Origin of the sequence: Streptosporangium sp. NPDC020072 (assembly GCF_040631445.1) — a bacterium.
GTDB lineage: Bacteria > Actinomycetota > Actinomycetes > Streptosporangiales > Streptosporangiaceae > Streptosporangium.
Window position 1 is genome coordinate 151,364 of record NZ_JBEYAB010000006.1, and the last position, 23,828, is coordinate 175,191.

Genomic DNA, 23,828 nt, shown 5'->3' on the forward strand with positions numbered 1-23,828 from the left:
GTGAGCGGATGAGCAATCGGCCACGTTCCAGCCTCCGGCGCATCCTGGAAGACCTGGGAAGCACGGTGCTGGACGTGGCCGCCTCGCCCGGCGAGCTCGACGCCGAGGTCACCGGCGTGCACATCTACGACCCCCTCGACGAGCTGCTGCTCGCCGAGGGGAACATCCTGCTGGCCGTCGGGGTCGACCGCGCCGAGCAGATCTGCGCCCTGCTCGACGCGGCGGGCCCGGCGGCGGGCGTCGTCGTCAAGCAGCCCGTCGACGTCGACGAACTCGTCCGCGCCAAGGTGCTGGAGACCGGGGTCGCGGTCCTCGGGCTGACCAGGGCCGCCTCCTGGGCGCAGGTGGCGGCCCTGCTGCGCTCCCTGCTGGCCGAGGGCGACCTGGCAGAGCCGGGGGAGGCCCCTGCCGACGACCTGTTCTCGCTGGCCAACGCCGTGTGCGCGCTGCTGGACGCCCCGGTGACCATCGAGGACCGCTCCTCCAGGGTGCTGGCCTACTCGGGACGGCAGGACGAGGCCGACCCGGGCCGCGTCGAGACGGTGCTCGGCCGCCAGGTGCCCATGCGCTACCGGCGGATGCTGGAGGAACGCGGCTTCTTCAGGAAGCTCTACCAGAGTCACGAGCCGATCTACCTGGAACTGGACGGCGACAGCATCCACCGGGCCGCGGTCGCCGTACGATCGGGCGACGAGATCCTCGGCTCCATCTGGGCCGCGGTGCGCGAACCGCTGAGCGACCAGCGACAGCGCGCCCTCGCCGACGCCGCCAAGATCGTCGCCCTGCAGCTGCTGCGGCAGCGGGCCGGGGCCGACACCCGCCGCAGGCTCCGCGCCGACCTGCTGTCGACCGTGCTGGCCGGGGGTAAGGACGCCGCGGAGGCCGCGGGACGGCTCGGCGTCGCCAGCGAACGGCTGTGCGTGCTCGCCGCCCAGCTCAGCGGCAGGTCCGACGGCGACGCCGCGCGCAGGGAGAGCGACAGGCAGCGCTTCTGCGACGCGCTCGCCCTGCACGTCGGGGCCATCCACCCCAAGGCGGCGGCCGCGCTGGTCGGCTCGGTCGCCTACGCCGTCCTGCCGCTGCACGCGGGCAGCGGCGGCGAGGAGGAGTCGCGGGCCGTACGGGTCGCCGAGAGCTTCCTGGCCCGCGTCGGCCCGAGACACCCCGCCAACATCGGGGTCGGGCGCCTGGCGGGAAACCTCTCCGAGGTGGCCAGGTCCAGGGCCGACGCCGACAGGGCGCTGCGCGTGCTGCGCGCCAGGGAGGCCTCCGGCGCCGTCGCCGGCTACACCGGCGTGCACTTCGAGGCGCTGCTGCTGCAGCTGGCCGACCTGGCCGAGGCGGAGGAGCAGGCGCCGACCGGCCCCTACGAACGGCTGCTGGCCTACGACGCCGAGCACGGCAGCGAGCTCGTCCCCACCCTGCGGGCCTACCTCGACGCCTTCGGCGACGTCAACGCCGCCGCGGCCAGGGTCCACGTGCACGCCAACACCTTCCGTTACCGGCTGAAGCGGCTCACCGAGATCGGCGGCCTGGACCTGGGCGACTCCGAGGCCAGGCTGACCGTGATGCTGCAGATGCGGATCTTCGGCAGATAACACGACGGGCGACCCGCTTTTTGTGATTGAGCACGAAGAACGAGCCGCGCGAAAGAGCGATTGTGGGGCATCGCCCTCCACCTTCCTGGAGTTCCGTTGACATCCTCCTCTCCCTGAAGGGAGGGGATTCCCGCGGTCGCCCGTGGGGGTTCCTGCTTCACGGCCAGTTGCCCGCCCGAGAGGACTCTCGTTGAGGTCTTACACCAGCTCAGCAGGCGTTTTACCTCTCCGCCAGCCCGGCGGCGAGGATGTTCTTCGCGGCGTTGACGTCCCGGTCGTGGACCGCGCCGCATGGGCAGGCCCACTCCCGGACGTTCAGCGGCATCCTGCCTTGCAGGGTCCCGCACGCCGAGCACAGCTTCGAACTCGGGAACCAGCGGTCCACCGCCACCAGTTCCCGCCCGTACCACCGGGCTTTGTACTCCAGCATCAAGCGCAGTTCCCGCCAGGAGGCATCCGAGATGGCGCGGGCCAGCGAGCGGTTCCTCATCATGTTGCGGACGGTCAGGTCCTCCACGGCGATCACTTGGTTCTCGCGAACAAGCCGTGTGGTGACCTTGTGCAGGTGATCCCTCCTGCGGTCGGCGATCCGGGCGTACACCTTGGCCACCTTCAGCTTGGCTTTGGCCCGGTTCGCACTGCCCTTCTCCTTGCGGGCGAGCGCCCGCTGAGTCTTGGCCAGTTTGCGCCGGTCGACCCGCTCGTGACGCGGGTTGGCGATCTTCTCTCCGGTCGAGAGGACGAGCAGGTGGTTCAGGCCCGCGTCGATTCCCACGTTCGCTTCGACGGACGGAAGCGGAGCGATCTTTTCCTCGACCAGCAGGGACACGAACCAGCGGCCCGCGGCGTCTTTCGACACGGTCACCGTGGACGGCTCCGCGTCCTGCGGGAGCGGGCGCGACCACACGATGTTCAGCGGCGCGTCCATCTTCGCCAGCGTCAACCGGCCGTCCCTCCAGCGGAACGCCGAGCGGGTGTACTCCGCCGACGGCCGCGACTTCTTCTTGCTCTTGAACGTCGGGTACTTCGCGCGCTTGGCGAAGAAGTTCGCGAACCCCGCCTGAAGGTGGCGGAGTGCCTGCTGAAGCGGGACGGACGACACCTCGGACAGGAAGTCGTGGTCGCCGTCGCGCTTCCACTCGGTCAGGCGCGCGGACGACTCCACGTAGGAGACGCGGCGCCCTTCCAAGGTGTAGGCGCGGGTCCGCTCCTCAAGCGCTTTGTTGTAGACGAGGCGGACGCAGCCGAACGTCCGGGCGAGATCTTCGGCCTGCTCGGGGGCCGGATGGAAGCGGTACTTGTAGGCCCGCTTCACGATCTGCGCCATGCCTCACATTCTAACAACGATCAGCCAAGGCTCGTCCGTGCGTTCGATACAGCGGCGCCGTGCCACGTTTCCTCCCTGCCCTGAAGGACGGGGTATCCACGCTCAAGGAGCTTCGATGAAAAAGACAGGAGCGGTGGCCGCTCTCGCCACCCTGAGCCTGCTCGCGACCGCCTGCGGCGGCACCCCCGACGGCCCCTCGGGCAAGGCCGCGGCGGGAGGCACCTTCTCCTTCGCGCTCAGCGCCGATCCCGGAGCGCTCGACCCGGCCATGGGCATCCTCGGGGTCACCAACACCACGCTGTCGCTGGCCTACGACACCCTGGTCGCCTACACCCCCGAGGGGAAGCTCCTGCCCAGGCTCGCCGAGAAGTGGGACGTCAAGCCGGACTCGGTGACCTTCACCCTGCGCAAGGACGTCACCTGCTCCGACGGCTCCAAGCTGACCCCGTCCGACGTGGCCGAGAACGTCAAGCACATCGCCGACCCCGCGACGAAGTCCCCCGTGTACGGCGTGCTCGTCCCCGCAGGGATGAAGGCCGAGGCGGACGACGCGGCGGGCACCGTGACGCTCTCCACGCCCCAGCCGTTCAGCTTCATCCTGGAGAGCACCACGCTGATGTTCGTGGTCTGCGGCAAGGGGCTCAAGGACCGTTCCTCGATCACGCACGCCACCTCGGGCTCGGGGCCGTACACGCTGACCGAGGCGGTGCCCAGCGACCACTACACCTTCAAGCTGCGTGAGGACTACGCCTGGGGGCCGGGCGGCGCGGCGACGAAGGGGTCCGGCATGCCGGAGAAGGTCGTGCTGAAGGTCGTGCCGAACGAGCAGACCGCCGCCAACATGCTGATCTCCGGCGACCTCAACGGGGCGATCGTCTACGGCGCCGACCGCAAGCGCCTTGAGGCCACCCCGGGCATGGGCAAGACGATCGCGTCGGCGGGCAACGGGCAGTTCTTCTACCACCAGGGCGACGACCGGCCCGCCAAGGACCCGGCGGTGCGCAAGGCGCTCACCCAGGCGATCAACCTCCCCGAACTGGCGGGGATCGCCTCAAGCGGCACGGGGCGGCCGGCGACCGGGCTGGTCGGCGACCCCAAGCCCTGCCAGGGCGACAGCGTCACCGGTCACGTCCCGGCGTTCGACCCGGCGGCCTCCGCCGCGGCGCTGGACGCCGCCGGTTGGAAGGCCGGGACCGACGGCGTCCGCGTCAAGGACGGCAAGCGGCTGAGCCTGCGCCTGCTGTACGTGACCACGAAGGGAGCGGGAATCCAGGCCGCCAACGAGTACCTCGCCCAGTCCTGGAAGAAGGCCGGTGTCGAGGTCACGCTGAACGGCGTCATCGACACCAAGCTGTCGGAGTCGCTCAACGCGGCCCAGGACTGGGACGTGGTCTGGCTGCCCATCGGGGTCACGCTTCCCACCCAGCTGGTCGGGTTCCTGTCCGGCCCGTCGGCCCCCAAGGGCGCCAACTTCGCCCACCTGAGCAACCAGCGCTACAGCGAACTCGTCGCCGAGGCCGTGACCAAGCCCGGCGAGGAGGGCTGCAAGCTCTGGACCCAGGCCGAGTCGGCCCTGTTCGAGGCCTCCGACCTGGTGCCCGCCGTGGACACCACCATGCTCATCGCCAAGCGGAACGCCACGTTCGACATGGTGGCGGGCACGTTCGTGCCGACCTCCATCCGGATGACCGAGGCGGGCTGAGTGGCCGTCATCCCTCGTCTGCGGGGCCGCCGCCCGTCCACGGACGGCGGCTCCCGGGGCCGTGCGCGAGGGGCGTTCGTGCTGCGGCACCTCGTCCGTTTCGTGATCTCGCTGGCCGTGCTGCTCGTCGCGTCGTTCGCGATGATCCACCTCATCCCGGGCGACCCGGTGCGCGCCTCGCTCGGCCCGGCGGCCCCGGTCGAACTGGTGGAGGCCAGGCGCGCGGCCCTCGGTCTCGACCAGCCGATCCTCACCCAGCTCGCCTCCTACGTCGGCCACGTGCTCTCCGGCGACTTCGGCACCTCCTTCCTCAGCGGGGAGCCGGTCGGCGAGGTCATCGCCTCCCGGCTGCCGAACACCCTGGCGCTGGCCCTGCTCGCGACCGTCGTCGCCCTGCTGGTGGCGGTCCCGCTCGGCATGTGGGCGGGGGTCCGTACGGAGAACGGCCGCAACCGGGGCACCGAGGCGGCCTTCACCTCGGCCACCGGCACGGCCGTCGCGATACCGGAGTTCCTCTACGCCATCGCCGCGGTGGCCCTGTTCGCCATCGGGCTCGGCTGGTTCCCGCCCGCGGGCAAGGGCGGCCCCGAGTCCTACGTGCTGCCCGTCCTGGCCCTGGCCATCGCCCCCGCCGCGATGATCGCCCGCATCTCCCGGGTGGAGACGCTGCGCGAACTCGGCAGCGACTACGTACGGCTGGCACGTGCCAAACGGCTGCCCTCCGCCCGGATCCACCTGCGGCACGTCCTGCCCAACACGCTCACCGCGACCCTCACCATCGGCGGCCTGCTGCTCACCGGCCTGATCGCCGGGAGTGTGCTGGTCGAGTACGTCTTCGCCTGGCCCGGTCTCGGCCTGCGGATCGTGGAGTCGATCACCCAGAAGGACTATCCCGTCGCCCAGGGCGTGATCCTCGTCTACGGCGCGATCGTGCTCGTGGTGAACCTGCTCGTCGACGTGCTGCTCGGCCTGCTCGACCCGACCTCCGCCCTGAAGGAGACCTGATGCGGCACCTGCTGCGGACCCCGGCCGGGCTCGCCGGGACCATACTGGTCACGCTCATGGTGGTCCTTGCCGTCATCGGGCCGCCGATCTGGGGGGCGGAGGCCGAGCGCATCAACCCGGCGGCCATCCTCCAGGGGGTCTCGGGCGAACACCTCCTCGGCACCGACAACCTGGGCCGGGACATCCTGGCCAGGGTGCTCGTCGCCGGACGGCTCTCCCTCGTCCTGGCCCTGCTGACCACGCTCATCGGCGCGGCCGCGGGCGTCGTGCTCGGCGCGCTGCCCTCGGTGCTGCCCCGCAGGGGCGCCCGCCTGGTCACCGGCACGGTCAACGCCCTGGTCGCCTTCCCCAGCCTGCTGCTGGCCATGTTCACCGCGGTGATCTCCGGGCTGGGCGCCAAGGGGGCCGTGCTCGGCATCGGCGTGGCCCTCGCGCCCGGCTTCGCGCGGCTCACCCAGACGCTCGCCGCCTCCGTCGCGAGCGCCGACTACGTGGCGGCCTCCAGGATGCTCGGCGTGCCCCGGATGCGGGTCATGACCCGCCACGTCCTGCCCAACATCGCCGAGCCGCTGATCCTCAACCTCACCCAGGCGCTGGGCAACGCCCTGCTCGCGCTGGCCGGGATGTCCTTCCTCGGGCTCGGCGTGCAGCCGCCGTCGTTCGACTGGGGCCGTCTGTTGTTCGACGGGTTCGGCCGCATCTACGACACCCCGGCCGTCGCCCTCGGCCCCGCCGTGGCGGTCGCGCTCGCGGGCATCGGGTTCAACCTGCTCGGAGACGCCCTGGCCAGGGCGGCGGCACGCGGCGGCGCGGCGGTCAAGGCCGCCCCCGCGGGCGCGGCCGTACCCCGGCAGGAGACCGAGCCCGACCCCGAGGCCGTCCTAGAGGTGCGCGACCTCACCGTCACCTTCCCCGGCGGCGTGACCCCGGTCCGCGGCCTGTCGCTGACCATCGCGCCCGGTGAGATCGTCGGCCTGGTCGGCGAGTCGGGCAGCGGCAAGAGCCTGACCGCCTCGGCCGTCGGCGGCCTGGTGCCCTACCCGGGCGAGGTGACGGCGAGCAGGCTGCGGCTGTGCGGCTCCGACCTCGACGACCTGACCGAGCAGCAGCGCCGCAAGCTGCTCGGCACCTCGCTCGCCATGGTCTTCCAGGACCCGATGGCCTCCCTCAACCCCGCCCTGCGGATCGGCGGCCAGCTCGCCGAGGTGTCCACCGTGCACCAGGGGGCGGGGCGCGCCCAGGCCTGGGAACGGGCGGTCGACCGCCTCGACCACGTGCGCATCCCCGAACCCGCCAGGCGGGCCCGCCAGCACCCCCACGAGCTGTCCGGCGGCATGCGCCAGCGCGTGGTGATCGCGATGGGCCTGATGGGCACGCCACGGCTCATCGTCGCCGACGAGCCGACCACCGCGCTCGACGTGACGGTGCAGCGGCAGATCCTGCGCCTGCTGCGCCAGGTGACCGCGGAGACCGGCGCCGCGACCCTGTTCATCTCCCACGACATCGCCGTGGTCGGGGAGCTGTGCCACCGGGTCGTCGTCATGTACGCGGGCAGGGTGGTCGAGGAACTGCCCGTCGAGCAGCTCGCCACGGGCGCCGCGCACCCCTACACCCGCGCCCTGGTCGCCTCGCTGCCCGACATGGACACCGACAGGTCCCTGCCGCTGGCCAGCATCCCCGGCCGTCAGCCCGCCCCGGCCGAGGTCGGCTCCGGCTGCGCCTTCGCCGACCGCTGCGAGCTGGCCGGCGACCGCTGCGCAGAACTGCCGCCCCTCGTCCCGTACGGCAAGGCGCACCGCGTCGCCTGCTGGGAGGCCTCATGATCATCAAGAACCTGACGGTGCGGTTCGGTGCCTTCACCGCCGTCGACGACGTCACGCTGGAGATCCCACCGGGTGCGATCGTCGGGCTGGTCGGGGAGTCCGGCTCGGGCAAGTCGACCCTGGCCAAGGCGGTGACCGGGCTGGTGCCGTACCGGGGGGAGATCACCGGGGCCGATCCGCGGCGCATCCAGATGGTCTTCCAGAACCCCTACGCCTCCCTCGACCCCAGGATGACCGTCGGCGCCTCGGTCGGCGAGGGGCTCCGCCTGCCCCGCGCGGAACGCCGGGCCGAGGTCGAGCGGCTGCTCTCGCTGGTCTCGCTGCCCGCGGCCCTGGCCGGTCGCTACCCGCGCGAGCTGTCGGGCGGCATGCGGCAGCGGGTGGCCGTCGCCAGGGCGCTGGGCGCCAGGCCCGAGCTGCTGGTCGCCGACGAGATCACCTCCGCCCTGGACGTCTCCGTGCAGGGCGCGGTGCTCAACCTCGTCCGCTCGCTGCGCGAGGAACTCGGCCTGTCGATGCTGTTCATCTCGCACAACCTCGCCGTGGTCCGCTACGTCTCCGACGTCGTCGCGGTGATGCACCAGGGCAGGCTGGTGGAGACGGGGCCGACCGAGGAGGTCGTCGGCGCCCCGCGGCACGACTACACCCGCTCCCTGCTCGAAGCCGTCCCCCGCCTGGGCCGTACCTCCTGAGACGTCACGGCCTGGGGGCGCCGATCGGGTTGGGCACCGGGACGACACCGGTGTCGACGAGGTGCCTGCCGAGCGGGGCGGCCAGCGCGACGACCTCCTTGAGGCCGGACTCCCCGAGGGCGGTGACCGGGTCGGCGGCCAGCCGGTCGGTGGCGTCCTCGATCTCGCGCCGCAGCCGCTCACCGGACCCGGTCAGCCGCCCGGCGCGGTCGAGCAGCCCCCTGGCGGTGAGCCCGTCGTGGCTCTCCCGCCACTCCTCGTCGCTCCAGCCCCGGTTGATCTGGATGGACTCCCTGGTGATCGCCCCGGTGGCCACGTGGGTGAGGATGGCGTCCAGCCCCCGCAGCCCGGCGTGCACCGACGCGATGACGTGCCCGTCCCCCCGGTGCTCACGGAGCACCGTCGCCGCCAGCCACAGGCGCCCCACGGGGTCAGGGGGAGCCGGGACGCCGGACCACCCGGCCGCCAGCGGCCTGCCGTCGAAACGGCACGCCCCGGCCGCCGTCTCCAGCAGCGACGCCAGCCGTTCCAGACCGTCCCGGCCGGGTGGCAGCGCCCGTTCCAGCACGGCGCGTACGGCGTCGAGCCGGGCGGCGAGCACGTCCCCCGGAGAGGCGTGGGCCCAGGCGCCGGGAAGCGCCCTGGCGACCCTGCCGGGGGCGAAGCCGTACAGCACGGCCGTGGCGGCGGGGGCGTCGAGCGGGCCGAGCGGCGCGACCCGCCCGGTGAGGTAACCCGCCCACCACCCCGGCAGTCCCAGCGCCCTGGCCGCCTCGGCGGGCTCGGGCGTGAAGTACACCGCGGCGTGCAACGGCTCGACGGACCGCCAGAGACGTCTGGCCGATGTGGGGTCCACGGGCGTCCTCCTCTCGGATCCTCTCGGCCCCAGTGTGCTGGCCGGTCCGGACGGAGAACAGCGCCGTTTTCGGAAACGGGACCGGAATCCGGCGCCCCGGCCTCTTCGGCGACGTCGTGGTGAACCGAAACCATCCGGAAGGGAAACTCGACCGGGGACCGGAAAAGGAGCATCCTCGTGTGGAGAGTAAGGTTGCCCTGCCCTAAATTAGGTAAGCCTTCGTAGTTTTCCCGGGAGTCCAGGTGTTCGCCAGCTACCTCATCGGACTGCGAGAGGGCCTCGAAGCGACCCTCGTCGTCTCCGTCCTCGTCGCCTTCCTCGTCAAGAGCGACAGGAAGAACCGGCTTCCCCAGGTCTGGGCGGGCGTCGGCGTGGCCGTCGCCCTCTCCATCGGGTTCGGCGCCCTGCTGACCTTCACCGCGGCGCACCTCAGCCACGGCCAGCAGGAGATGTTCGACGCCGTCACCTCGCTGCTGGCGACGGTCTTCGTCACCTGGATGATCTTCTGGATGCGCCGGGCCGCCCGCTCCCTCTCCGGTGAGCTGCGGGCCAGGCTGGACGAGGCCATCCAGGTGGGCACCGGCGCCGTCGTGGTCATGTCCTTCCTGGCCGTGGCCCGCGAGGGGCTGGAGACCGCCCTGCTGTTCTTCGCCTCCGTGCAGGGCGCGACGACGTCGGCGAGCCCGCTGATCGGCATCACCCTGGGCATCCTCACCGCCGTCGCCCTCGGCTGGGGCCTGTACCGCAGCGCACTGCGGATCAACCTGACCGTCTTCTTCACCTGGACGGGCCTGCTGCTGATCCTGGTCGCCGGGGGCATCTTCAAGTACGGCGTGCACGACCTGCAGGAGGCCAACATCCTGCCCGGCCTGTCCACCTACGCCTTCGACATCAGCTCCGTCATGCCCGCCGACTCCTGGTACGGCGCGCTGATGTCCGGGATGTTCAACATCACCCCGCAGCCGAGCGTGCTGGAGACCGCCGCCTGGCTCCTCTACGTCGTGCCCACCCTCTTCCTCTTCCTGCGGCCCCAGCGCAAGCGGCCCGCCTCCCCGCCCCTCTCCGTCTCCGACCCGCGTCCCGCGGCATGAAACCAGGGTTCAACATGCGTACTCCCATCGTCGTCGCCATCGGATTCCTCGCCATGGCGGGCCTGACCGCCTGCTCAGGCGGCGGCACCCCCGCCGCGAGCCCGCAGGCGGCGAGCAGCTCGGCGGGCGGCCCCATCGCCGTCGCCGCGAACGACACCGAGTGCAAGGTCGCGGTCACCGAGGTCACCGCGGGCACCTCGACCTTCACGATCACCAACGCCGGCAGCAAGGTGACCGAGTTCTACGTCTACGCCCCCGGTGACCGGGTGATGGGCGAGGTGGAGAACATCGTGCCCGGCCTGACCCGTGAGGTGATCGTCGAGCTGCCCGCGGGCGCCTACGAGACCGCCTGCAAGCCGGGCATGACCGGCAAGGGCATCAGGGGCCCGCTGAAGGTGACCGGCGAGCACAAGCCGCTCAGCGACGACGCCAAGCTGGCCGAGGCGACGGCGGGCTACAAGCGCTACATCAAGACCCAGAGCGACACCCTGCTGACCAAGACCCAGGAGTTCGTCGACGCGGTCAAGGCCGGTGACATCGACAAGGCCAAGGCGCTCTTCCCGGTCGCGCGGACCTACTGGGAGCGGATCGAGCCGGTCGCGGAGATCTTCGGCGACCTCGACCCGGCCATCGACGCCAGGGAGAACGACCTGGCCGAGGGCGAGAAGTGGACCGGCTTCCACAAGATCGAGAAGGACCTCTGGGTCACCAAGGACGTCAGCAAGGACGGCCCGGTCGCCGACAAGCTGATGGCCGACATCAAGACCATCGTGGACAAGGCCAACGGCGCCGAGATCTCCCCGGTTCTGCTGGGCAACGGCGCCAAGGGCTTGCTGGACGAGGTGGCCTCCGGCAAGATCACCGGTGAGGAGGACCGTTACTCGCACACCGACCTGTGGGACTTCGACGCCAACCTGCAGGGTTCGAAGGCCGCCGTGCAGGCGCTCAGGCCGGTGCTTGAGGAGCGGGCTCCCGACCTGGTCAAGACTCTTGACGAGAGGTTCGCCGCGACCGAGGCGGAGCTCGGCACGCACCGCGCGGGCGACGGATGGAAGCTCCACACCGAGCTGTCCAAGGACGAACTGAAGAAGCTGTCAGACTCGATCAACGCGCTGGCCGAACCGATCAGCAAGATCGCCGCGATCGTCGCGAAGTAACCGGGACCGTCGCCTGCGGCGCGGGCCGGACTGAGGAGAAGGCATGAGTGAGCGGATCAGCCGCAGGAAGCTGTTCGGCCTGGGCGCGGCGGGGGTCGCGGCGGCCGGGGCGGGTGTGGTCGCGCTGCGGGCGGGCGAGGGCGGGCAGGGCCCGACCGCGGCCCGTGTCGCCTCCGCCACCGACGCGGTGCCCTTCTACGGCGAGCACCAGGCGGGCATCGTCACCCCGGCCCAGGACCGGCTGCACTTCGTCGCCTTCGACGTCATCACCGACAAGAAGGCCGAGCTCGACGAGCTGATGCAGGAGTGGACGGCCGCCGCGGCACGGATGACCCAGGGCAGGGAGGCGGGCACCTTCGGCGCCGTCGGCGGCCTGCCCGAGGCGCCTCCCGACGACACGGGGGAGGCGCTCGGGCTGCCGGCCTCCGGGCTCACCCTGACGGTCGGCTTCGGCGCCTCGCTGTTCGACGACAGGTTCGGCCTGGCGGCCCGCAGACCGGCCGCCATGGCCCCGCTGCCGAAGTTCCCCGGCGACGCCCTGCTGCCGGAGATCTCCGGCGGCGACATCTGCGTCCAGGCGTGCGCGCACGACCCCCAGGTCGCCGTGCACGCCGTGCGCAACCTGGCCCGCATCGGCTTCGGGCGGGTCTCGGTGCGCTGGTCGCAGCTCGGCTTCGGCCGTACCTCCTCGACCTCACGGGCCCAGGCGACGCCCCGCAACCTGATGGGGTTCAAGGACGGCACCAACAACCTCAAGCTGGAGGACGAGGCGCTGCTCGCCGAGCAGCTGTGGGTCGCCCCCGGCGACGGCCAGGACTGGATGACGGGCGGCAGCTACCTGGTCACCAGGAAGATCCGGATGATGGTCGAGACCTGGGACCGGGCCCCGCTGGACGAACAGCAGCAGATCTTCGGCCGTGACAAGGGCGAGGGCGCCCCGCTGGGGAGGAAGGCCGAGTTCGACCCGGTCGACTTCAACGCCAGGGACGCGGCGGGACAGCCGTTCATCAAGGCCGACGCCCACGTACGGCTGGCCCACCCCAGCAGCAACGGCAACGCCCACCTGCTGCGCAGGGGCTACAACTACGTGGACGGCTCGGACGGGCTCGGCCGCCTGGACGCGGGCCTGTTCTTCATGGCCTACCAGCGCGACCCGCACCGCCAGTTCGTCCCGATCCAGCTCTCCCTGGCCAGGCACGACGCGCTCAACGAGTACATCAAGCACGTGTCGAGCGGCCTGTTCGCCTGCCCGGGCGGGGTCCGCGACGCCGGAGACTACTGGGGCAGGACCCTGCTCACCTGAGCCGGGCCCGGCCGTGACGTACGGAGACGGCCCGCGCGGAGGTTGCGCGCGGGCCGTACGGCGTGCTCAGAAGGGGATCCACTCGGTGGAGACCGTGACCTCGTCGAGCAGCTCGGGGATGGGCTCGACGCCGATGCCCGGGCCGGTGGGAACCGGCAGGTGACCGTCCTGGAGGACGAACGGGGCGGTGATGTCGGTGGTGTAGTAACGGCTTGAGGCCGAGGTGTCACCGGGCAGGGTGAAGCCGGGCAGGGCCGCCAGGGCGACGTTGGCGGCGCGGCCGATGCCGGTTTCGAGCATGCCGCCACACCAGACGGCCACGCCGTGGGCACTGGCGAGGTCGTGGATGCGGCGGGCTTCGAGGTAACCGCCGACCCGGCCGGGCTTGATGTTGATGATCGAGCAGGAGCCCAGGGTGATGGCGGCGGCGGCGTGCTCGGCGGAGTGGATGGACTCGTCGAGGCAGACGGGGGTGCTCATCCGCTTGGCGAGCTGGGCGTGCTGGACGAGGTCGTCGTCGGCCAGGGGCTGTTCGATCAGCAGCAGGTCGAAGGCGTCGAGCTTGGCCAGGTGGGGGGCGTCGGCGAGGGTGTAGGCGGCGTTGGCGTCGGCCTGCAGGAGCAGGTCGGGGCCGAAGCGCTCCCGGACGGCGCGGACCGGGGCCAGGTCCCAGCCCGGCTCGATCTTGAGCTTGATGCGCCGGTAACCCTGGCCGACGTAGTCGTCGACGGCGTCGAGCAGGGCCTCGACGGAGTTCATGATGCCGACCGAGACGCCGCAGGGGACGGACGGGACGGCGGCGCCGAGATAGGAGCCGAGGGACTGGCCCGCGGTGCGCAGCCCGGCGTCGAGAACCGCGGTCTCCAGGGCGGACTTGGCCATCTGGTGGCCCCGGTAGCGGCGCAGGGCCCGGTGGACGGCGTTGATGTCGAAGGGGCCGGGCTGGGCCAGGTGGGGGACCAGCGCGGGGACGAGGTAGCGGCGCAGGACGTCGATGGCCGTCTCGGTGTACTCGGGGGAGTAGAGCGGGGCGGTCATCGCGGAGCACTCGCCCCACCCCTCGGTGTCCGGGGTCACCGCGCGCACGAGGAGGGTGTCGCGGTGGTGCTCGGTGCCGAAGGAGGTACGGAAGGGGGCGATGAGGGGCATCGTGATGCGACGGAGTTCGATTCCGGTGATCTTCATGATGTGTGCGGCCGGTGCCGCGTCTCCTTTGCGATGTGCCTGCTGTGGTGTGCCTGCGGTCTTCGGAGCGTCCTGAGGGATCAGGCGGGGAGCCGGACGACGTAGCTGCTCTTGCGGTGGAAGCCGACGACCTGGGCGCCCCGCGCCATCAGGCCGCCGAGGACCTCGCGCAGGGCCTCGCGCCAGGCGCGGGCCGCGGACGGGTCGGTGTGGCGCAGCGTCTCGATGTCGGCGGGCAGGTCGATCAGCACGATCTCCGCGTCGGTACGGCCGAGCACGGGGCGGCCGTCCCTGTCGCGCAGCCCGACGACGGCGTCCACCGGGACGTCCACCGCGTACGGCGTGCCCGCCGCCGCGGCGACGACGTGCGGGACGGTCAGCGGCCAGGTCGCCAGGACACGGTCGGACTCGTCACCGGCGTTGATCGCGTCGCCCATGACGCCGTAGAAGGACGGCAGGTACTCGGTGGGGAAGGCGCCGAGCTTGGCCAGGTTGAAGTGGGCGTTGCGGCGCACGAGCGGATCGTAGGTCCAGGTGATGGTGTCCAGGCCGCGGTCGAGGGCCCACAGACGCTGGTGCTGTTTGAGGGCGAAGCCGACGCCGTTGCCCAGGGTGGTCCCGGTGATGTGGGAGTGCAGCGCCCGTCCGGCGGGGGCGGCGAGGAAGCCGACCGAGGCCCCGACCATGCGCCCGTCCAGGTAGGCCCCGGTGATGTAGTTGCCCGCGTGCGACAGCGCCCGCATCAGTTCGACGCTGATCGGCGCGTTGCCCGGCTCCGACTGCCAGATCTCGACGAGCAGCCGGTACACCTCCTCCAGCTCCTCAAGGCGGTGGAGCTCACGGAGACTGACCCCGGTCGCGGTCGCGTCGAGCCCGACCCCGCTCATCGCAGTTCCCGCTGGAACAGACGCCGCACGTTGCCGCCCAGGATCTTGAGGACGTCCTCTTCGGGCAGCCCGCGCCGCAGGAGCGCCTCGGTGACCATGGGCAGGCCACGCGGCCCGTCGAGGCCGGGGATGGCGGCTGTGGCGTCGAGTCCGTCGGGGGCGGTGTCCTCGCAGCAGGGTGGGGTGGTGTCGTGGATGACCTCGCGGACGAAGTCGGGGCCGAGGCCGACGTGGTCGATGCCGGCGATGGCGGCGATGTGGGCGATGTGGTCGATGAGGCGGTCGAGGGTGTGGTGTTCGGGGGTGTCGGCGAGGAAGGGGGCGAAGAAGTTGACGCAGATGACGCCGCCGGTGGCGGCGATGGCGCGGAGTTGGTCGTCGGTGAGGTTGCGGTGGTGGTCGCGCAGGGCGCGGGCGCTGGAGTGGGTGGCGATGAGGGGGCGGGTGGCCAGTTCCAGGACGTGGGAGAGGCCGGTGGCGCTGAGGTGGGAGACGTCGAAGAGGATGCCGAGGCGTTCCATCTCGTGGAGGGTTTCGATGCCTGCGGTGGTGAGGCGGCTGGCGGTGGCGTCTTCGCCGCTGCCGTCGGCCAGGGGGGTGCGGCCCCAGTGGGCGATGGAGGCGATGCGGACGCCGAGGCGGTGCAGGGTGGGCAGGAGTTCGGTGTTGGTGTCGAGGCCGGGGGCGCTTTCGAGGGCGAGGACGAGGGCGATCTTGTTTTCGGTGAGGGTGTGGTCGATGTGTTGTCCGGTGAGGCAGAGGCGGACGTGGTCGGGGTTGCCCTCGGCGAGGGTGTGGGCGCATTCGATCATGCGGAGGGTTTCGCGCAGGGCGCCTTCGGGGCGGTGGCGGTCGTCGATGAAGACGGGCAGGACCTGGATGTTCACGCCGCCTTCGTGGAGTTGGGGCAGCCATCGGTCGCGGAAGAAGGAGGCCCATCGGTGGGGCGGCCGCGCGGTGACCGCCATCAACAGGTCGTTGTGGGTATCCGCGACGACGGCGCGGTGATGTAGATCAGCGGACACGTGCCAACCCTTCGATGCGTGGTTATCGCGACGGTATGACAGGTCGGGGTCAGCGGAATTCGTCAGGTTTACCGAAGAGCGGAAGGTTGTTCGTGCGTCCGGACAGGGAGGCGCGGGCCGTACCGCACGGCCGGACCGGGCGCTACGGCCCCGCGCTTCGTATGATCGACGCAGGTCATCGGGCCCGCCGTACGAGCGGCGGGAGCGGTGCGAGGCGGGGGAGGGGCCGGTGGGAGAATGGGGAGTCCGGGAGATGACCGCGGCGGACGCGGTGGCCGTCGGCGAGGTCGCGCGGGCCTCGCTCACACTGGACGCCCGGGAGGCGCCCCTGCTCGTCGCCAGGCTGCTGCGTCCGCCGAGGCAGCGCAGATGGACGGCGCTGGTGACCGAGGACCTCGACGGGGTGCTGTTCGCCTCGATGTCCGCGACCACCTCCGACGGGCACATCGACCTGCTGGCCGTCGCCCCCGGCGCCAGGAGGCGGGGCAGGGGCAGGGCGCTGGTCGGGGCGGCGGAGGAGTGGCTGCGCGGTCAGGGCGCGACCGAGGCGAGGTTCGCGGGCAACCCGCCCTGCTACGCCTGGCCCGGCGTGGACGTGCGCTACACCCCCGCCGCCTGCCTGGCCGAGCGTCTCGGCTACGAACGGTACGACACCGCCTGGAACATGACCGCCGACCTCACCGGGGACCTGTCGGTCGAGGCCGACCTCGAAAGACTGGCGGCGGCGGGCGTCACCGTGCGCAGGGCCACCCGGCAGGACGCCGGAGCCGTGACCGCCTTCGTCGAAACGCACTGGGGCGGCGACTGGGCCTGGGAGACGGCACAGGCGTCCGGCTGCCACTACGCCTCCCGCGACGGCGAGATCATCGGCTTCGCCGCGTGGGGCACCAGGCCCGCCTGGTTCGGTCCGACGGGCGTCGCGGAGGCCGCCAGAGGACTCGGCGTCGGCCAGGTGCTGCTGCGCCGCTGCCTGGCCGAGCAGCGGGACGCGGGCCTGACCGAGGCGCAGATCTCCTGGGTCGGGCCGCTGCGCTTCTACTCCAGGGCGGTCGGGGCACGCGCCGAACGCGTCTTCTGGCTCTACCGCAGGAAGCTGGGGCGGCCGTGACCGGTGATGCGCCGACCGAGCGGCGCGACCCGCGCTACGACCGGATCGACCGGCTCGGCACCGAGGAACTCGCCCGGCTGATGAACGCCGCCGACGCGACCGTGCCCGCCGCGGTGGCCGGGGCGATCCCGGCGATCTCCGCGGCGATCGACGCCGTGGTCGCCAGGATGCGCGCGGGAGGCCGTCTGCTCTACGTCGGCGCGGGCACCTCGGGCAGGCTCGCCGTGCTCGACGCCGCCGAGTGCCCGCCGACCTTCGGCACCGACCCCGGACTTGTCCAGGGCGTCATCGCGGGCGGCGAGCCCGCGCTGAGCCGCGCCGTCGAGGGCGCCGAGGACGACGCGGAGGCGGGGACCGGGGCGATCGCGGACCGGCGGGTCGGCGCGCTCGACGCGGTGGTCGGCGTCTCCGCCGGGGGAGGGGCCCCGTTCGTCCTGGCCGCGCTCACCGAGGCGGGCCGCAGGGGCGCCCTGACCGTCGCGCTGACCTGCAACACGGGCACCGCGCTCTCCCGGGCGGCCCGGCACCCGATAGAGGTGGTCGTCGGTCCCGAGGTGGTCGCGGGCTCGACCAGGCTCAGGGCGGGCACCGCGCAGAAGCTGGTCCTCAACATGATCTCCACCATCACGATGGTCAGGCTCGGCCGCACCCACGGCGGCAGCATGGTGGAGATGACGGTGACGAACGCCAAACTCGCCGGCAGGGCGGTGCGGATGGTCGGCGACCTCACCGGCGTGAGCCCGCAGGAGGCCCGCACCGCGCTGGAGGCGTCCGGATGGCGGGTGAAGACGGCGGTTCTGGTGGCCGAGCGGGGCGTCGGCCCCGGCGAGGCCGACGCCCTGCTGGACCGCCACGGGGGCGACCTCACCGCCGCCCGCGAGGCCTGAGCCCCTGCGTGATCTTCCTTACCGAACATGGGATGATCGGGAAACCGTCGCCCGGCCGTACGCGGGCGCGGACGGGGTCCGGAGCGGATCCCGCGCGTTCCACGGGGTTGATCGGAGAAGAACATGGGCATCGGCCAGGTCGGCGTGTGGCATCCGCTGTTCGGCAGGGGCGAGGCGGCGGCCGTGCGCCGGACGGCGGCGGCGATCGAGGGGCTGGGCTACGGCGCCCTCTGGTTCGGCGAGGCGCCGGGGACCAGGGACGCGTTCGCCACCTCGGGAATCCTGCTGGCGGCGACGGAACGTGTGGTGGTCGGCACCGGCATCGCCAACATCTGGGTCCGGGACGCGACCGCCATGGCGGCCGGGGCCGTGGCGTACGGCGAGGCCTACCCGGGCAGGTTCGCCCTGGGCATCGGGGTCAGCCACGCTCCCCTGGTCTCCCAGCGGGGACACGACTACGCGCGCCCGCTGGCCGCGATGAGCGCCTACCTCGACGCGATGGACGCCGTGACGGGTGAGCTGCCCTTCGCCGCCGAGCCGCCCACCCCCCGCCTGCTGGCCGCGCTGCGGCCCAGGATGCTCGAACTCGCCAGGGACAAGGCCGACGGCGCCCACCCCTACTTCGTGCCGCCGGAGCACACCGTGCTCGCCAGGAAGATCCTCGGGGACGGCCCCCTGCTCGCCCCCGAGCAGGCCGTGGTCCTGGAGACCGACCCCGCCGAGGCCAGGCGGATCGCCCGTGAGCACATGGCGGGCTATCTCAAGCTGCCCAACTACGTCAACAACCTGCTGCACCTCGGTTACGGAGAGGACGACCTGACCGACGGCGGCAGCGACCGTCTGGTCGACGCGATCGTGGCCTGGGGTGACGTGGAGACCGTCGCCGCGCGGGTCAGGGCGCACCTGGACGCCGGAGCCGACCACGTCGCCCTTCAGCCGCTTCCCGTCGACCTGGACGGCGCGGTCGTCCAGCTCGCCGAACTCGCCCCCGCCCTGGGCGTCCGGCCCGCCGGGTAGGGGTCCCATGTGACTCCGGTGCCACCGTTCCGTGGCTGAATGATCGTATTTCTTGGAAAACATTCGGTTCAGGGCTGTGAGCTGGGAACAAACCGTGTGAGAGGTCACGCGAAGGGAGTTCCCGCGGGTGGAGGACCCTGATGAGGAACGGGCGCTGCGAGCCCTGGGGACGGCGCTCGACGCGAACGCGCCCGTGATCCGGCATCGGCTCAGGCGTTTCCCCGAGGGCACGCCGTTCCTGCGGCTGCGCCTTCCCGGGGCCAGTGACGCCGCGCTCTTCCTCGACGGGCGCCAGTGGATCTACCTGAGCGAACCGGGACGGGGCGCGCCCGTCACCGAGTTCGCCGCGGGCCAGCTCGACGACGACCCCGAGGTCGTCGTCGAGCGCCTGATGTCGGTGATGGGGCGTTCGCAGGGTCGTACCTGGCGGCCGGGGCGCCTGTTGCGGGCCCTGGCGTTCGGGTTCGGCGCCGCGGCGCTGGTCTGCGTGCTGAGCGGACTGATCATGGCGGTCCTGGTCGGGGGGAGCGGTTACGTCTCCGAGGCCTCGACCAGGGGCGTCTACGTCCTGGCGGTCCTGTTCGGCCTGATCGCCGGGGTGTGGGTCGGCGTCCGCCGCTGGCGGCGCCTCCCCTGACCCCGTCCTCTCCGGCGGCTCAGCCGAGCGTCTCCGAGACCAGTTCCCTGGCCGCCTCCTGGACCAGCGCGAGGTGCTCCGGCCCCTTGAACGACTCGGCGTAGATCTTGTAGACGTCCTCGGTGCCCGAGGGGCGGGCGGCGAACCAGGCGCTGTCCGTCGAGACCTTGACACCGCCGAGGGCGGCCCCGTTGCCGGGCGCCGAGGTGAGGATCCCGGTGATCGGCTCCCCGGCGAGCGTCGTGGCGGTCACCCGGTCGGCGGAGAGCCCGGCGAGCACCGTCTTCTGCTCCCTGGTCGCCGGGGCGTCCACCCTGGCGTAGGCCGGGTCGCCGAAGCGGGACACCAGGCCGGCGTAGTGCTCGCTCGGCGAGCGTCCCGTGGTCGCGATGATCTCCGCGGCCAGCAGCGCCAGGATCAGGCCGTCCTTGTCGGTGGTCCACACCGAGCCGTCGCGGCGCAGGAACGACGCCCCGGCGCTCTCCTCGCCTCCGAAGCCGAGGGAGCCGTCGAGCAGCCCGGGGACGAACCACTTGAACCCGACGGGCACCTCGTACAACCGCCTGCCCAGGTCCGCGGCGACGCGGTCGATCATTCCGCTGCTCACCATGGTCTTGCCGACGCCCGCGCCCGCGGGCCAGTGCGGCCGGTGGGAGTACAGGTAGGAGATCGCCACGGCGAGGTAGTGGTTGGGGTTCATCAGACCGCCGTCCGGGGTGACGACGCCGTGCCGGTCGGCGTCGGCGTCGTTGCCCGTCGAGACGTCGAAGGCGTCCCGGCCCGCGATGAGGGAGGCCATCGCGTACGGCGACGAGCAGTCCATCCGGATCCTGCCGTCCCAGTCCAGCGTCATGAAACGCCAGGTCGGGTCGGTCAGCGGGTTGACCACCGTCAGGTCGAGGCGGTGCCGCTGCGCGATCTCGGCCCAGTAGGCCACGCTCGCCCCGCCCAGCGGGTCGGCGCCGACGCGCACCCCCGCCTCCCTGATCGCGTCGAGGTCGAGCACGGAGGGCAGGTCGTCGACGTAGGCTGCCAGGAAGTCGTGGCGGCCGGTGGTGTCGGCGGCCAGCGCCCTGGCGTAGGGCAGCCGCCTGACCTCCTTCAGCCCGTCGGCGATCAGCGCGTTGGCCCTGTCCTGGATCCACGAGGTGGCGTCGGTGTCCGCGGGGCCGCCGTTGGGCGGGTTGTACTTGAAGCCGCCGTCCGTCGGCGGGTTGTGCGAGGGGGTGACGACCACGCCGTCCGCGGTGCCCGCCGTACCCGACCGGTTGTGGGTGAGGATGGCGTGTGAGACCGCCGGGGTCGGCGTGTAGCCGTCCCGGCTGTCCACCAGGACCCGCACCCCGTTGGCCGCGAAGACCTCAAGCGCCGACACCCGCGCGGGCTCGGAGAGCGCGTGACTGTCCGCACCGAGGAACAAAGGGCCGTCGATCCCCCGGGCCGCGCGGTACTCCACGATGGCCTGGCTGGTGGCCAGGATGTGGTCCTCGTTGAAGGCGGCGTTCAGCGACGAGCCGCGGTGGCCCGAGGTGCCGAAGGACACCCGCTGGCCCGCCTCCCCGGGGTCGGGGTGCAGCGCGTAGTAGGCGGTCACCAGGCGGGCCACGTCGACCAGGTCGGACGGCTGGGCCGGCTGCCCCGCGCGATCGTGCGTCATCGTCATCTCCTCATGTCATTTCTGGCAAATGCTTATTTACCCCGACCATGGGAGATGTCGCATGGCAGGGGCCGTCACCGCAGCCAGGGAGGCGGAGCGGGAAGCGGTCCCGCGGGGCTGACCGTGAGCCCGGCGCCGTCGCTCCTGCCGATCAGCCAGGCGAGCAGCGCCCGGCTCCTGCCGGTCACGAGCGGTCCGGGGCCGAAGTCGTGCCTGATCTCCCCGTCGGTCGCCACGATCCGCATACCGGGAACGTCGCGCCTGGCCGCCAGGTCGGCGACCACCCTGCGGCACTCGTCGGCGGCGAACCAGCCGGGCCAGTCGTCGGGCGTGTAGGCGGTGCCCAGGTCCACGTGATGGATCTCCAGTTCCTGCAGCAGGCTGGAGACCGTCTCGTGCACGGGGCGCCCCGACTCGTCCGGCCAGCGGACCGGGCGGCGCCAGGCGGCCCTGGGATGCTCGCGGATGGCGGTCAGCACCCTGGTGACCGAGGAGCGCAGCCGCTCCATGAGGTCGGCCGCGGGGCCCCTGGCGTCCCGTTCGACCTGTTCGGCCCGGTCGCGCTCTCCGGGGTAGCGCGGGATGGGCAGGCCGGTCCGCGCGGCGACCAGCAGCCTGAAACGGGATTCGGCGCCCGCCGTGAGGTGGGCGACCACGTGTGCCCGGGTCCAGCCGGGCAGTCGTGACGGGGCGCGCAGTTCGGCCTCGGGCAGGCCCGCGGCGTCCTGGAGCAGTCTGTCGGCGCTCTCACGCAGGTACGGCAGGAGCGTGAGCGGCACCCCGTCGGCGATCTCCAGAGTCATGGTTCCCCGCTTGCCGCCGGGTACCTCTGGTGTCACGTCTTCCTCCACATCTCATCGGGGATCAGGCCGATTCCGTCCACCCTCTCTCTCCGGCGTCGTCCGTGACGGCTTTATGCAGCGGTCGTGCACGGAAAAGTCATGATTTACGCCCTGAGCATGGCGGACGGCACCCACCCCGTGACCCCGTGGGCAGGCGTCACCGGCGGTCCTCCCGCGGCCTTCAGACCGGTCAGGCCTGGTCCTCCGCGGGCACGCCGCCCTCGGCGTCGCCCGAACCCTCGGCGAGGCGGGTGCGGAGGCGGTCCCGGATCTCCTCGGGGGTGTAGGCGCGCCGCCGCCGCTCGGCTCTGGCGATCACCACGCCGGTCGCCGCGACGCCCGCCACCCCGGCGAGACCGAGTATCTTCCACCACCGCATATGCCTAGGCTACAGAAATGTCCGGCAAGAGCATCAGCCTCGATGAGGCGGTCGATCTGACCCGTACCGGCGACGTATGGCTGTTCCGCGGCCGTACCGTCCCCGACAGAGCCATTCAGACCATGACGAACAGCCCGGTCAACCATGTCGGAATGTCCGTCGTCATCGACGACATGCCCCCGTTGATGTGGCACGCGGAACTCGGCCGGTCGCTGCCCGACATGTGGTCAGGGACCAACCAGCGCGGGGTCCAGCTGCACGACCTGCGGGACGCGGTCGGCGTCTGGGCCACCCGGTACGGCCAGCGCGCGTGGCTGCGCCAGCTCGAACCGCAGGCCACCAGGGAGATGGAGGACGCGGCGCTGCGCACGGTCGCCCTTCTGGACGGCACGCCGTTCCCCTCGACGGCCAGGCTCGCGGGCCGCTGGATTCGCGGCAGGGTGCCGAGGATCTTCAAGAGGGGCGTCTCGCAGGACGCGCTGGAGAGCGCCTACTGTGCCGAGGTCGTCGCCGTGACCTACGAGGCCATGGGCCTGCTGCCCGCGGACCGCAGGCCCAACTGGTACGACCCGGGACGTTTCTGGAGCGGTGACGACCTCAGGCTCGCCGAGGGCTTCCGGCTCGGCGGGGAGATCAGGGTGAACACCGGAGTCGTACGGCGGAGATGACCGCATTTAGAGAATGATCTCCGGATTATTCGTGATCTACGGGCTTAAGCGTGCTCTGTAGGGGTGTGTCAGGTTTCTGTGACTATTGGAGGTACATGGGAGATATGTAGTCAAGATTCACTCAGTGGGGCATTTGTCGCGAAAGGAGGGGGCATTGATCTACGACAGAGCGATGAGGCATCGGGACCCGTCCGGTGGGCCCGGGCGGCCCATCCGTCCAACCAAGGAGATCAACGTGAAGTCCTCTCTTCTCGCAGCCGCTCTCGCCGCGGTGGCCCTGGCGGCCCTCCCGGTGGCCGCCCAGGCGAGCGCCGCCGGTTCCGTCCTCACCTTCACGCCCGCGCCGGAACCGGAACCGTCCGAGATGGTTCCCGTCGAGCCTTCGGGCGCGCCCTCCGAGGGCCCGTCCGAGGGGGCCTCGGAAGGCCCCTCAGAGGGCCCCTCGGAAGGCCCGTCCGAGGGGGCCGTGGCCGTGCCCTTCGGGCCGGGCTGCAGGAAGCTCCCCGAGAGCGGTCCCGGCAGTCCGGCCGAGATCGCCAGGGAGAAGGTCGCGACCGCCGTCGAGCAGAGCCCCCTGCTGTCCCAGCTCGCCGAGGCCCTCAAGAAGTCGGAGCTGGTCGAGCAGCTGAACTCCTCCGAGGGCGTCACGGTGTTCGCGCCGACCAACGAGGCGTTCTCCGTCCTGCCGCAGGACGTCAAGGACAAGCTCAAGGCTGACCCCGCCCAGCTCAAGAAGGTCCTCACCTACCACGTCGTCTCCGGCAAGGTGAAGCCCTCGGAGCTGCAGAGCGGCTCGCTTGAGACGCTTGAGGGCGGCAAGCTCACCGTGAAGCAGGAGAACGGGGAGTACACGGTCAACGACGCCAAGGTCGTCTGCGGCAACCTGCCCACGGCGAACGCCGTCATCTACCTCATCGACAAGGTGCTCACCCCGCCGCAGTGACCGGCGGCCGTACGGCTGAGGGGCATCCGCCGCCGGTGC

The 23,828-nt window shown here is 71.6% G+C and carries 22 protein-coding genes; 14 read left to right on the forward strand and 8 right to left on the reverse strand.

What is annotated here, in order from left to right; all coding sequences use genetic code 11:
• Positions 1 to 8 precede the first annotated feature (8 nt).
• Positions 9 to 1,598, forward strand: a complete 1,590-nt coding sequence (locus tag ABZ470_RS15760; RefSeq protein WP_352012066.1) for a helix-turn-helix domain-containing protein — start codon at positions 9 to 11, stop codon at positions 1,596 to 1,598.
• Between the two features lie 220 nt (positions 1,599 to 1,818).
• Here ABZ470_RS15760 and ABZ470_RS15765 read toward each other — a convergent pair whose 3' ends face one another.
• Positions 1,819 to 2,925 (reverse strand): RNA-guided endonuclease TnpB family protein, encoded by a 1,107-nt coding sequence (locus tag ABZ470_RS15765; RefSeq protein ID WP_362911794.1) that lies wholly within the window; start codon positions 2,923 to 2,925, stop codon positions 1,819 to 1,821.
• A 115-nt stretch (positions 2,926 to 3,040) separates the two neighbouring features.
• Here ABZ470_RS15765 and ABZ470_RS15770 point away from each other — a divergent pair, with 115 nt between their 5' ends.
• The 4 genes from ABZ470_RS15770 to ABZ470_RS15785 are packed head-to-tail and all read left to right on the forward strand — an operon-like array spanning position 3,041 to position 8,147.
• The gene (locus ABZ470_RS15770; protein WP_362911795.1) at positions 3,041 to 4,627 is read left to right on the forward strand and encodes an ABC transporter substrate-binding protein; all 1,587 of its coding nucleotides are present in this window, start codon (positions 3,041 to 3,043) and stop codon (positions 4,625 to 4,627) included.
• Complete coding sequence (locus tag ABZ470_RS15775; RefSeq protein ID WP_362911796.1) at positions 4,628 to 5,632, forward strand: ABC transporter permease; 1,005 nt, start codon at positions 4,628 to 4,630, stop codon at positions 5,630 to 5,632. It begins immediately after the preceding gene.
• Positions 5,632 to 7,455 carry a dipeptide/oligopeptide/nickel ABC transporter permease/ATP-binding protein gene (locus tag ABZ470_RS15780; protein WP_362911797.1) on the forward strand — a complete coding sequence of 608 codons (1,824 nt, stop codon included), beginning with the start codon at positions 5,632 to 5,634 and terminating at the stop codon, positions 7,453 to 7,455. The genes ABZ470_RS15775 and ABZ470_RS15780 overlap by 1 nt, the downstream gene beginning before the upstream one ends.
• Positions 7,452 to 8,147: an ATP-binding cassette domain-containing protein gene (locus ABZ470_RS15785; protein ID WP_352012071.1), complete on the forward strand. Its 696-nt coding sequence runs from the start codon at positions 7,452 to 7,454 to the stop codon at positions 8,145 to 8,147. Before ABZ470_RS15780 ends, ABZ470_RS15785 begins: the two co-directional genes overlap by 4 nt.
• A gap of 4 nt (positions 8,148 to 8,151) precedes the next feature.
• Here ABZ470_RS15785 and ABZ470_RS15790 read toward each other — a convergent pair whose 3' ends face one another.
• A complete protein-coding gene (locus ABZ470_RS15790; RefSeq protein ID WP_362911798.1) occupies positions 8,152 to 9,003 on the reverse strand; it encodes a hypothetical protein in 852 nt (283 codons plus the stop codon).
• Positions 9,004 to 9,245: 242 nt separating this feature from the next.
• Between ABZ470_RS15790 and efeU the strand changes: the two genes are divergently transcribed.
• Genes efeU through efeB form a run of 3 tightly spaced genes read left to right on the forward strand, consistent with a single transcriptional unit; the run spans position 9,246 to position 12,554 of the window.
• Positions 9,246 to 10,094: an iron uptake transporter permease EfeU gene (gene efeU, locus ABZ470_RS15795; protein WP_362911799.1), complete on the forward strand. Its 849-nt coding sequence runs from the start codon at positions 9,246 to 9,248 to the stop codon at positions 10,092 to 10,094.
• A gap of 14 nt (positions 10,095 to 10,108) precedes the next feature.
• Positions 10,109 to 11,251 (forward strand): iron uptake system protein EfeO, encoded by a 1,143-nt coding sequence (gene efeO / locus ABZ470_RS15800; RefSeq protein ID WP_352012074.1) that lies wholly within the window; start codon positions 10,109 to 10,111, stop codon positions 11,249 to 11,251.
• 43 nt (positions 11,252 to 11,294) lie between these two features.
• A complete protein-coding gene (gene efeB / locus ABZ470_RS15805; RefSeq protein WP_362775927.1) occupies positions 11,295 to 12,554 on the forward strand; it encodes an iron uptake transporter deferrochelatase/peroxidase subunit in 1,260 nt (419 codons plus the stop codon).
• Between the two features lie 66 nt (positions 12,555 to 12,620).
• On the opposite strand, the gene menC is transcribed toward efeB, so the two are convergent.
• The 3 genes from menC to ABZ470_RS15820 all read right to left on the reverse strand — a co-directional run bounded on the left by menC (position 12,621) and on the right by ABZ470_RS15820 (position 15,651).
• Positions 12,621 to 13,739, reverse strand: coding sequence for an o-succinylbenzoate synthase (gene menC / locus ABZ470_RS15810; RefSeq protein WP_362775925.1), 1,119 nt, complete (start codon positions 13,737 to 13,739; stop codon positions 12,621 to 12,623).
• A gap of 80 nt (positions 13,740 to 13,819) precedes the next feature.
• Complete coding sequence (locus tag ABZ470_RS15815) at positions 13,820 to 14,626, reverse strand: GNAT family N-acetyltransferase (protein ID WP_362911800.1); 807 nt, start codon at positions 14,624 to 14,626, stop codon at positions 13,820 to 13,822.
• A complete protein-coding gene (locus tag ABZ470_RS15820; protein ID WP_362911801.1) occupies positions 14,623 to 15,651 on the reverse strand; it encodes a membrane dipeptidase in 1,029 nt (342 codons plus the stop codon). Before ABZ470_RS15820 ends, ABZ470_RS15815 begins: the two co-directional genes overlap by 4 nt.
• A 253-nt stretch (positions 15,652 to 15,904) precedes the next feature.
• Between ABZ470_RS15820 and ABZ470_RS15825 the strand changes: the two genes are divergently transcribed.
• The 4 genes from ABZ470_RS15825 (at position 15,905) to ABZ470_RS15840 (ending at position 19,300) form a co-directional block, all read left to right on the forward strand.
• A complete protein-coding gene (locus ABZ470_RS15825; RefSeq protein ID WP_362911802.1) occupies positions 15,905 to 16,759 on the forward strand; it encodes a GNAT family N-acetyltransferase in 855 nt (284 codons plus the stop codon).
• Positions 16,756 to 17,646 (forward strand): N-acetylmuramic acid 6-phosphate etherase, encoded by an 891-nt coding sequence (murQ, locus tag ABZ470_RS15830; RefSeq protein ID WP_362911803.1) that lies wholly within the window; start codon positions 16,756 to 16,758, stop codon positions 17,644 to 17,646. The genes ABZ470_RS15825 and murQ overlap by 4 nt, the downstream gene beginning before the upstream one ends.
• A 123-nt stretch (positions 17,647 to 17,769) precedes the next feature.
• Positions 17,770 to 18,663, forward strand: a complete 894-nt coding sequence (locus tag ABZ470_RS15835; protein WP_362784749.1) for an LLM class F420-dependent oxidoreductase — start codon at positions 17,770 to 17,772, stop codon at positions 18,661 to 18,663.
• A gap of 127 nt (positions 18,664 to 18,790) precedes the next feature.
• A complete protein-coding gene (locus ABZ470_RS15840) occupies positions 18,791 to 19,300 on the forward strand; it encodes a hypothetical protein (RefSeq protein WP_352016521.1) in 510 nt (169 codons plus the stop codon).
• Between the two features lie 19 nt (positions 19,301 to 19,319).
• On the opposite strand, the gene pgm is transcribed toward ABZ470_RS15840, so the two are convergent.
• The 3 genes from pgm to ABZ470_RS15855 all read right to left on the reverse strand — a co-directional run bounded on the left by pgm (position 19,320) and on the right by ABZ470_RS15855 (position 22,178).
• On the reverse strand, positions 19,320 to 20,957 hold the full coding sequence (gene pgm, locus ABZ470_RS15845; protein WP_352016520.1) for a phosphoglucomutase (alpha-D-glucose-1,6-bisphosphate-dependent): 1,638 nt from the start codon (positions 20,955 to 20,957) through the stop codon (positions 19,320 to 19,322).
• Between the two features lie 74 nt (positions 20,958 to 21,031).
• On the reverse strand, positions 21,032 to 21,796 hold the full coding sequence (locus tag ABZ470_RS15850) for a maleylpyruvate isomerase family mycothiol-dependent enzyme (protein WP_352016519.1): 765 nt from the start codon (positions 21,794 to 21,796) through the stop codon (positions 21,032 to 21,034).
• Between the two features lie 193 nt (positions 21,797 to 21,989).
• Positions 21,990 to 22,178 carry a hypothetical protein gene (locus ABZ470_RS15855; RefSeq protein WP_352016518.1) on the reverse strand — a complete coding sequence of 63 codons (189 nt, stop codon included), beginning with the start codon at positions 22,176 to 22,178 and terminating at the stop codon, positions 21,990 to 21,992.
• Between the two features lie 17 nt (positions 22,179 to 22,195).
• Here ABZ470_RS15855 and ABZ470_RS15860 point away from each other — a divergent pair, with 17 nt between their 5' ends.
• Positions 22,196 to 22,846 (forward strand): hypothetical protein, encoded by a 651-nt coding sequence (locus tag ABZ470_RS15860; protein ID WP_362911804.1) that lies wholly within the window; start codon positions 22,196 to 22,198, stop codon positions 22,844 to 22,846.
• Between the two features lie 235 nt (positions 22,847 to 23,081).
• On the forward strand, positions 23,082 to 23,789 hold the full coding sequence (locus ABZ470_RS15865) for a fasciclin domain-containing protein (RefSeq protein ID WP_362911806.1): 708 nt from the start codon (positions 23,082 to 23,084) through the stop codon (positions 23,787 to 23,789).
• The last annotated feature ends 39 nt before the right edge of the window (positions 23,790 to 23,828 follow it).

Excerpts from the sequence above, each read along its gene's own strand:
- ABZ470_RS15760 (WP_352012066.1), top strand. The coding sequence starts at position 9 with ATGAGCAATCGGCCACGTTCCAGCCTCCGGCGCATCCTGGAAGACCTG.
- ABZ470_RS15765 (WP_362911794.1), bottom strand. The coding sequence starts at position 2,925 with ATGGCGCAGATCGTGAAGCGGGCCTACAAGTACCGCTTCCATCCGGCC.
- ABZ470_RS15770 (WP_362911795.1), top strand. The coding sequence starts at position 3,041 with ATGAAAAAGACAGGAGCGGTGGCCGCTCTCGCCACCCTGAGCCTGCTC.
- ABZ470_RS15780 (WP_362911797.1), top strand. The coding sequence starts at position 5,632 with ATGCGGCACCTGCTGCGGACCCCGGCCGGGCTCGCCGGGACCATACTG.
- ABZ470_RS15785 (WP_352012071.1), top strand. The coding sequence starts at position 7,452 with ATGATCATCAAGAACCTGACGGTGCGGTTCGGTGCCTTCACCGCCGTC.
- efeO (WP_352012074.1), top strand. The coding sequence starts at position 10,109 with ATGCGTACTCCCATCGTCGTCGCCATCGGATTCCTCGCCATGGCGGGC.
- efeB (WP_362775927.1), top strand. The coding sequence starts at position 11,295 with ATGAGTGAGCGGATCAGCCGCAGGAAGCTGTTCGGCCTGGGCGCGGCG.
- menC (WP_362775925.1), bottom strand. The coding sequence starts at position 13,739 with ATGAAGATCACCGGAATCGAACTCCGTCGCATCACGATGCCCCTCATC.
- ABZ470_RS15815 (WP_362911800.1), bottom strand. The coding sequence starts at position 14,626 with ATGAGCGGGGTCGGGCTCGACGCGACCGCGACCGGGGTCAGTCTCCGT.
- ABZ470_RS15825 (WP_362911802.1), top strand. The coding sequence starts at position 15,905 with ATGACCGCGGCGGACGCGGTGGCCGTCGGCGAGGTCGCGCGGGCCTCG.
- ABZ470_RS15835 (WP_362784749.1), top strand. The coding sequence starts at position 17,770 with ATGGGCATCGGCCAGGTCGGCGTGTGGCATCCGCTGTTCGGCAGGGGC.
- pgm (WP_352016520.1), bottom strand. The coding sequence starts at position 20,957 with ATGACGCACGATCGCGCGGGGCAGCCGGCCCAGCCGTCCGACCTGGTC.
- ABZ470_RS15855 (WP_352016518.1), bottom strand. The coding sequence starts at position 22,178 with ATGCGGTGGTGGAAGATACTCGGTCTCGCCGGGGTGGCGGGCGTCGCG.
- ABZ470_RS15860 (WP_362911804.1), top strand. The coding sequence starts at position 22,196 with ATGTCCGGCAAGAGCATCAGCCTCGATGAGGCGGTCGATCTGACCCGT.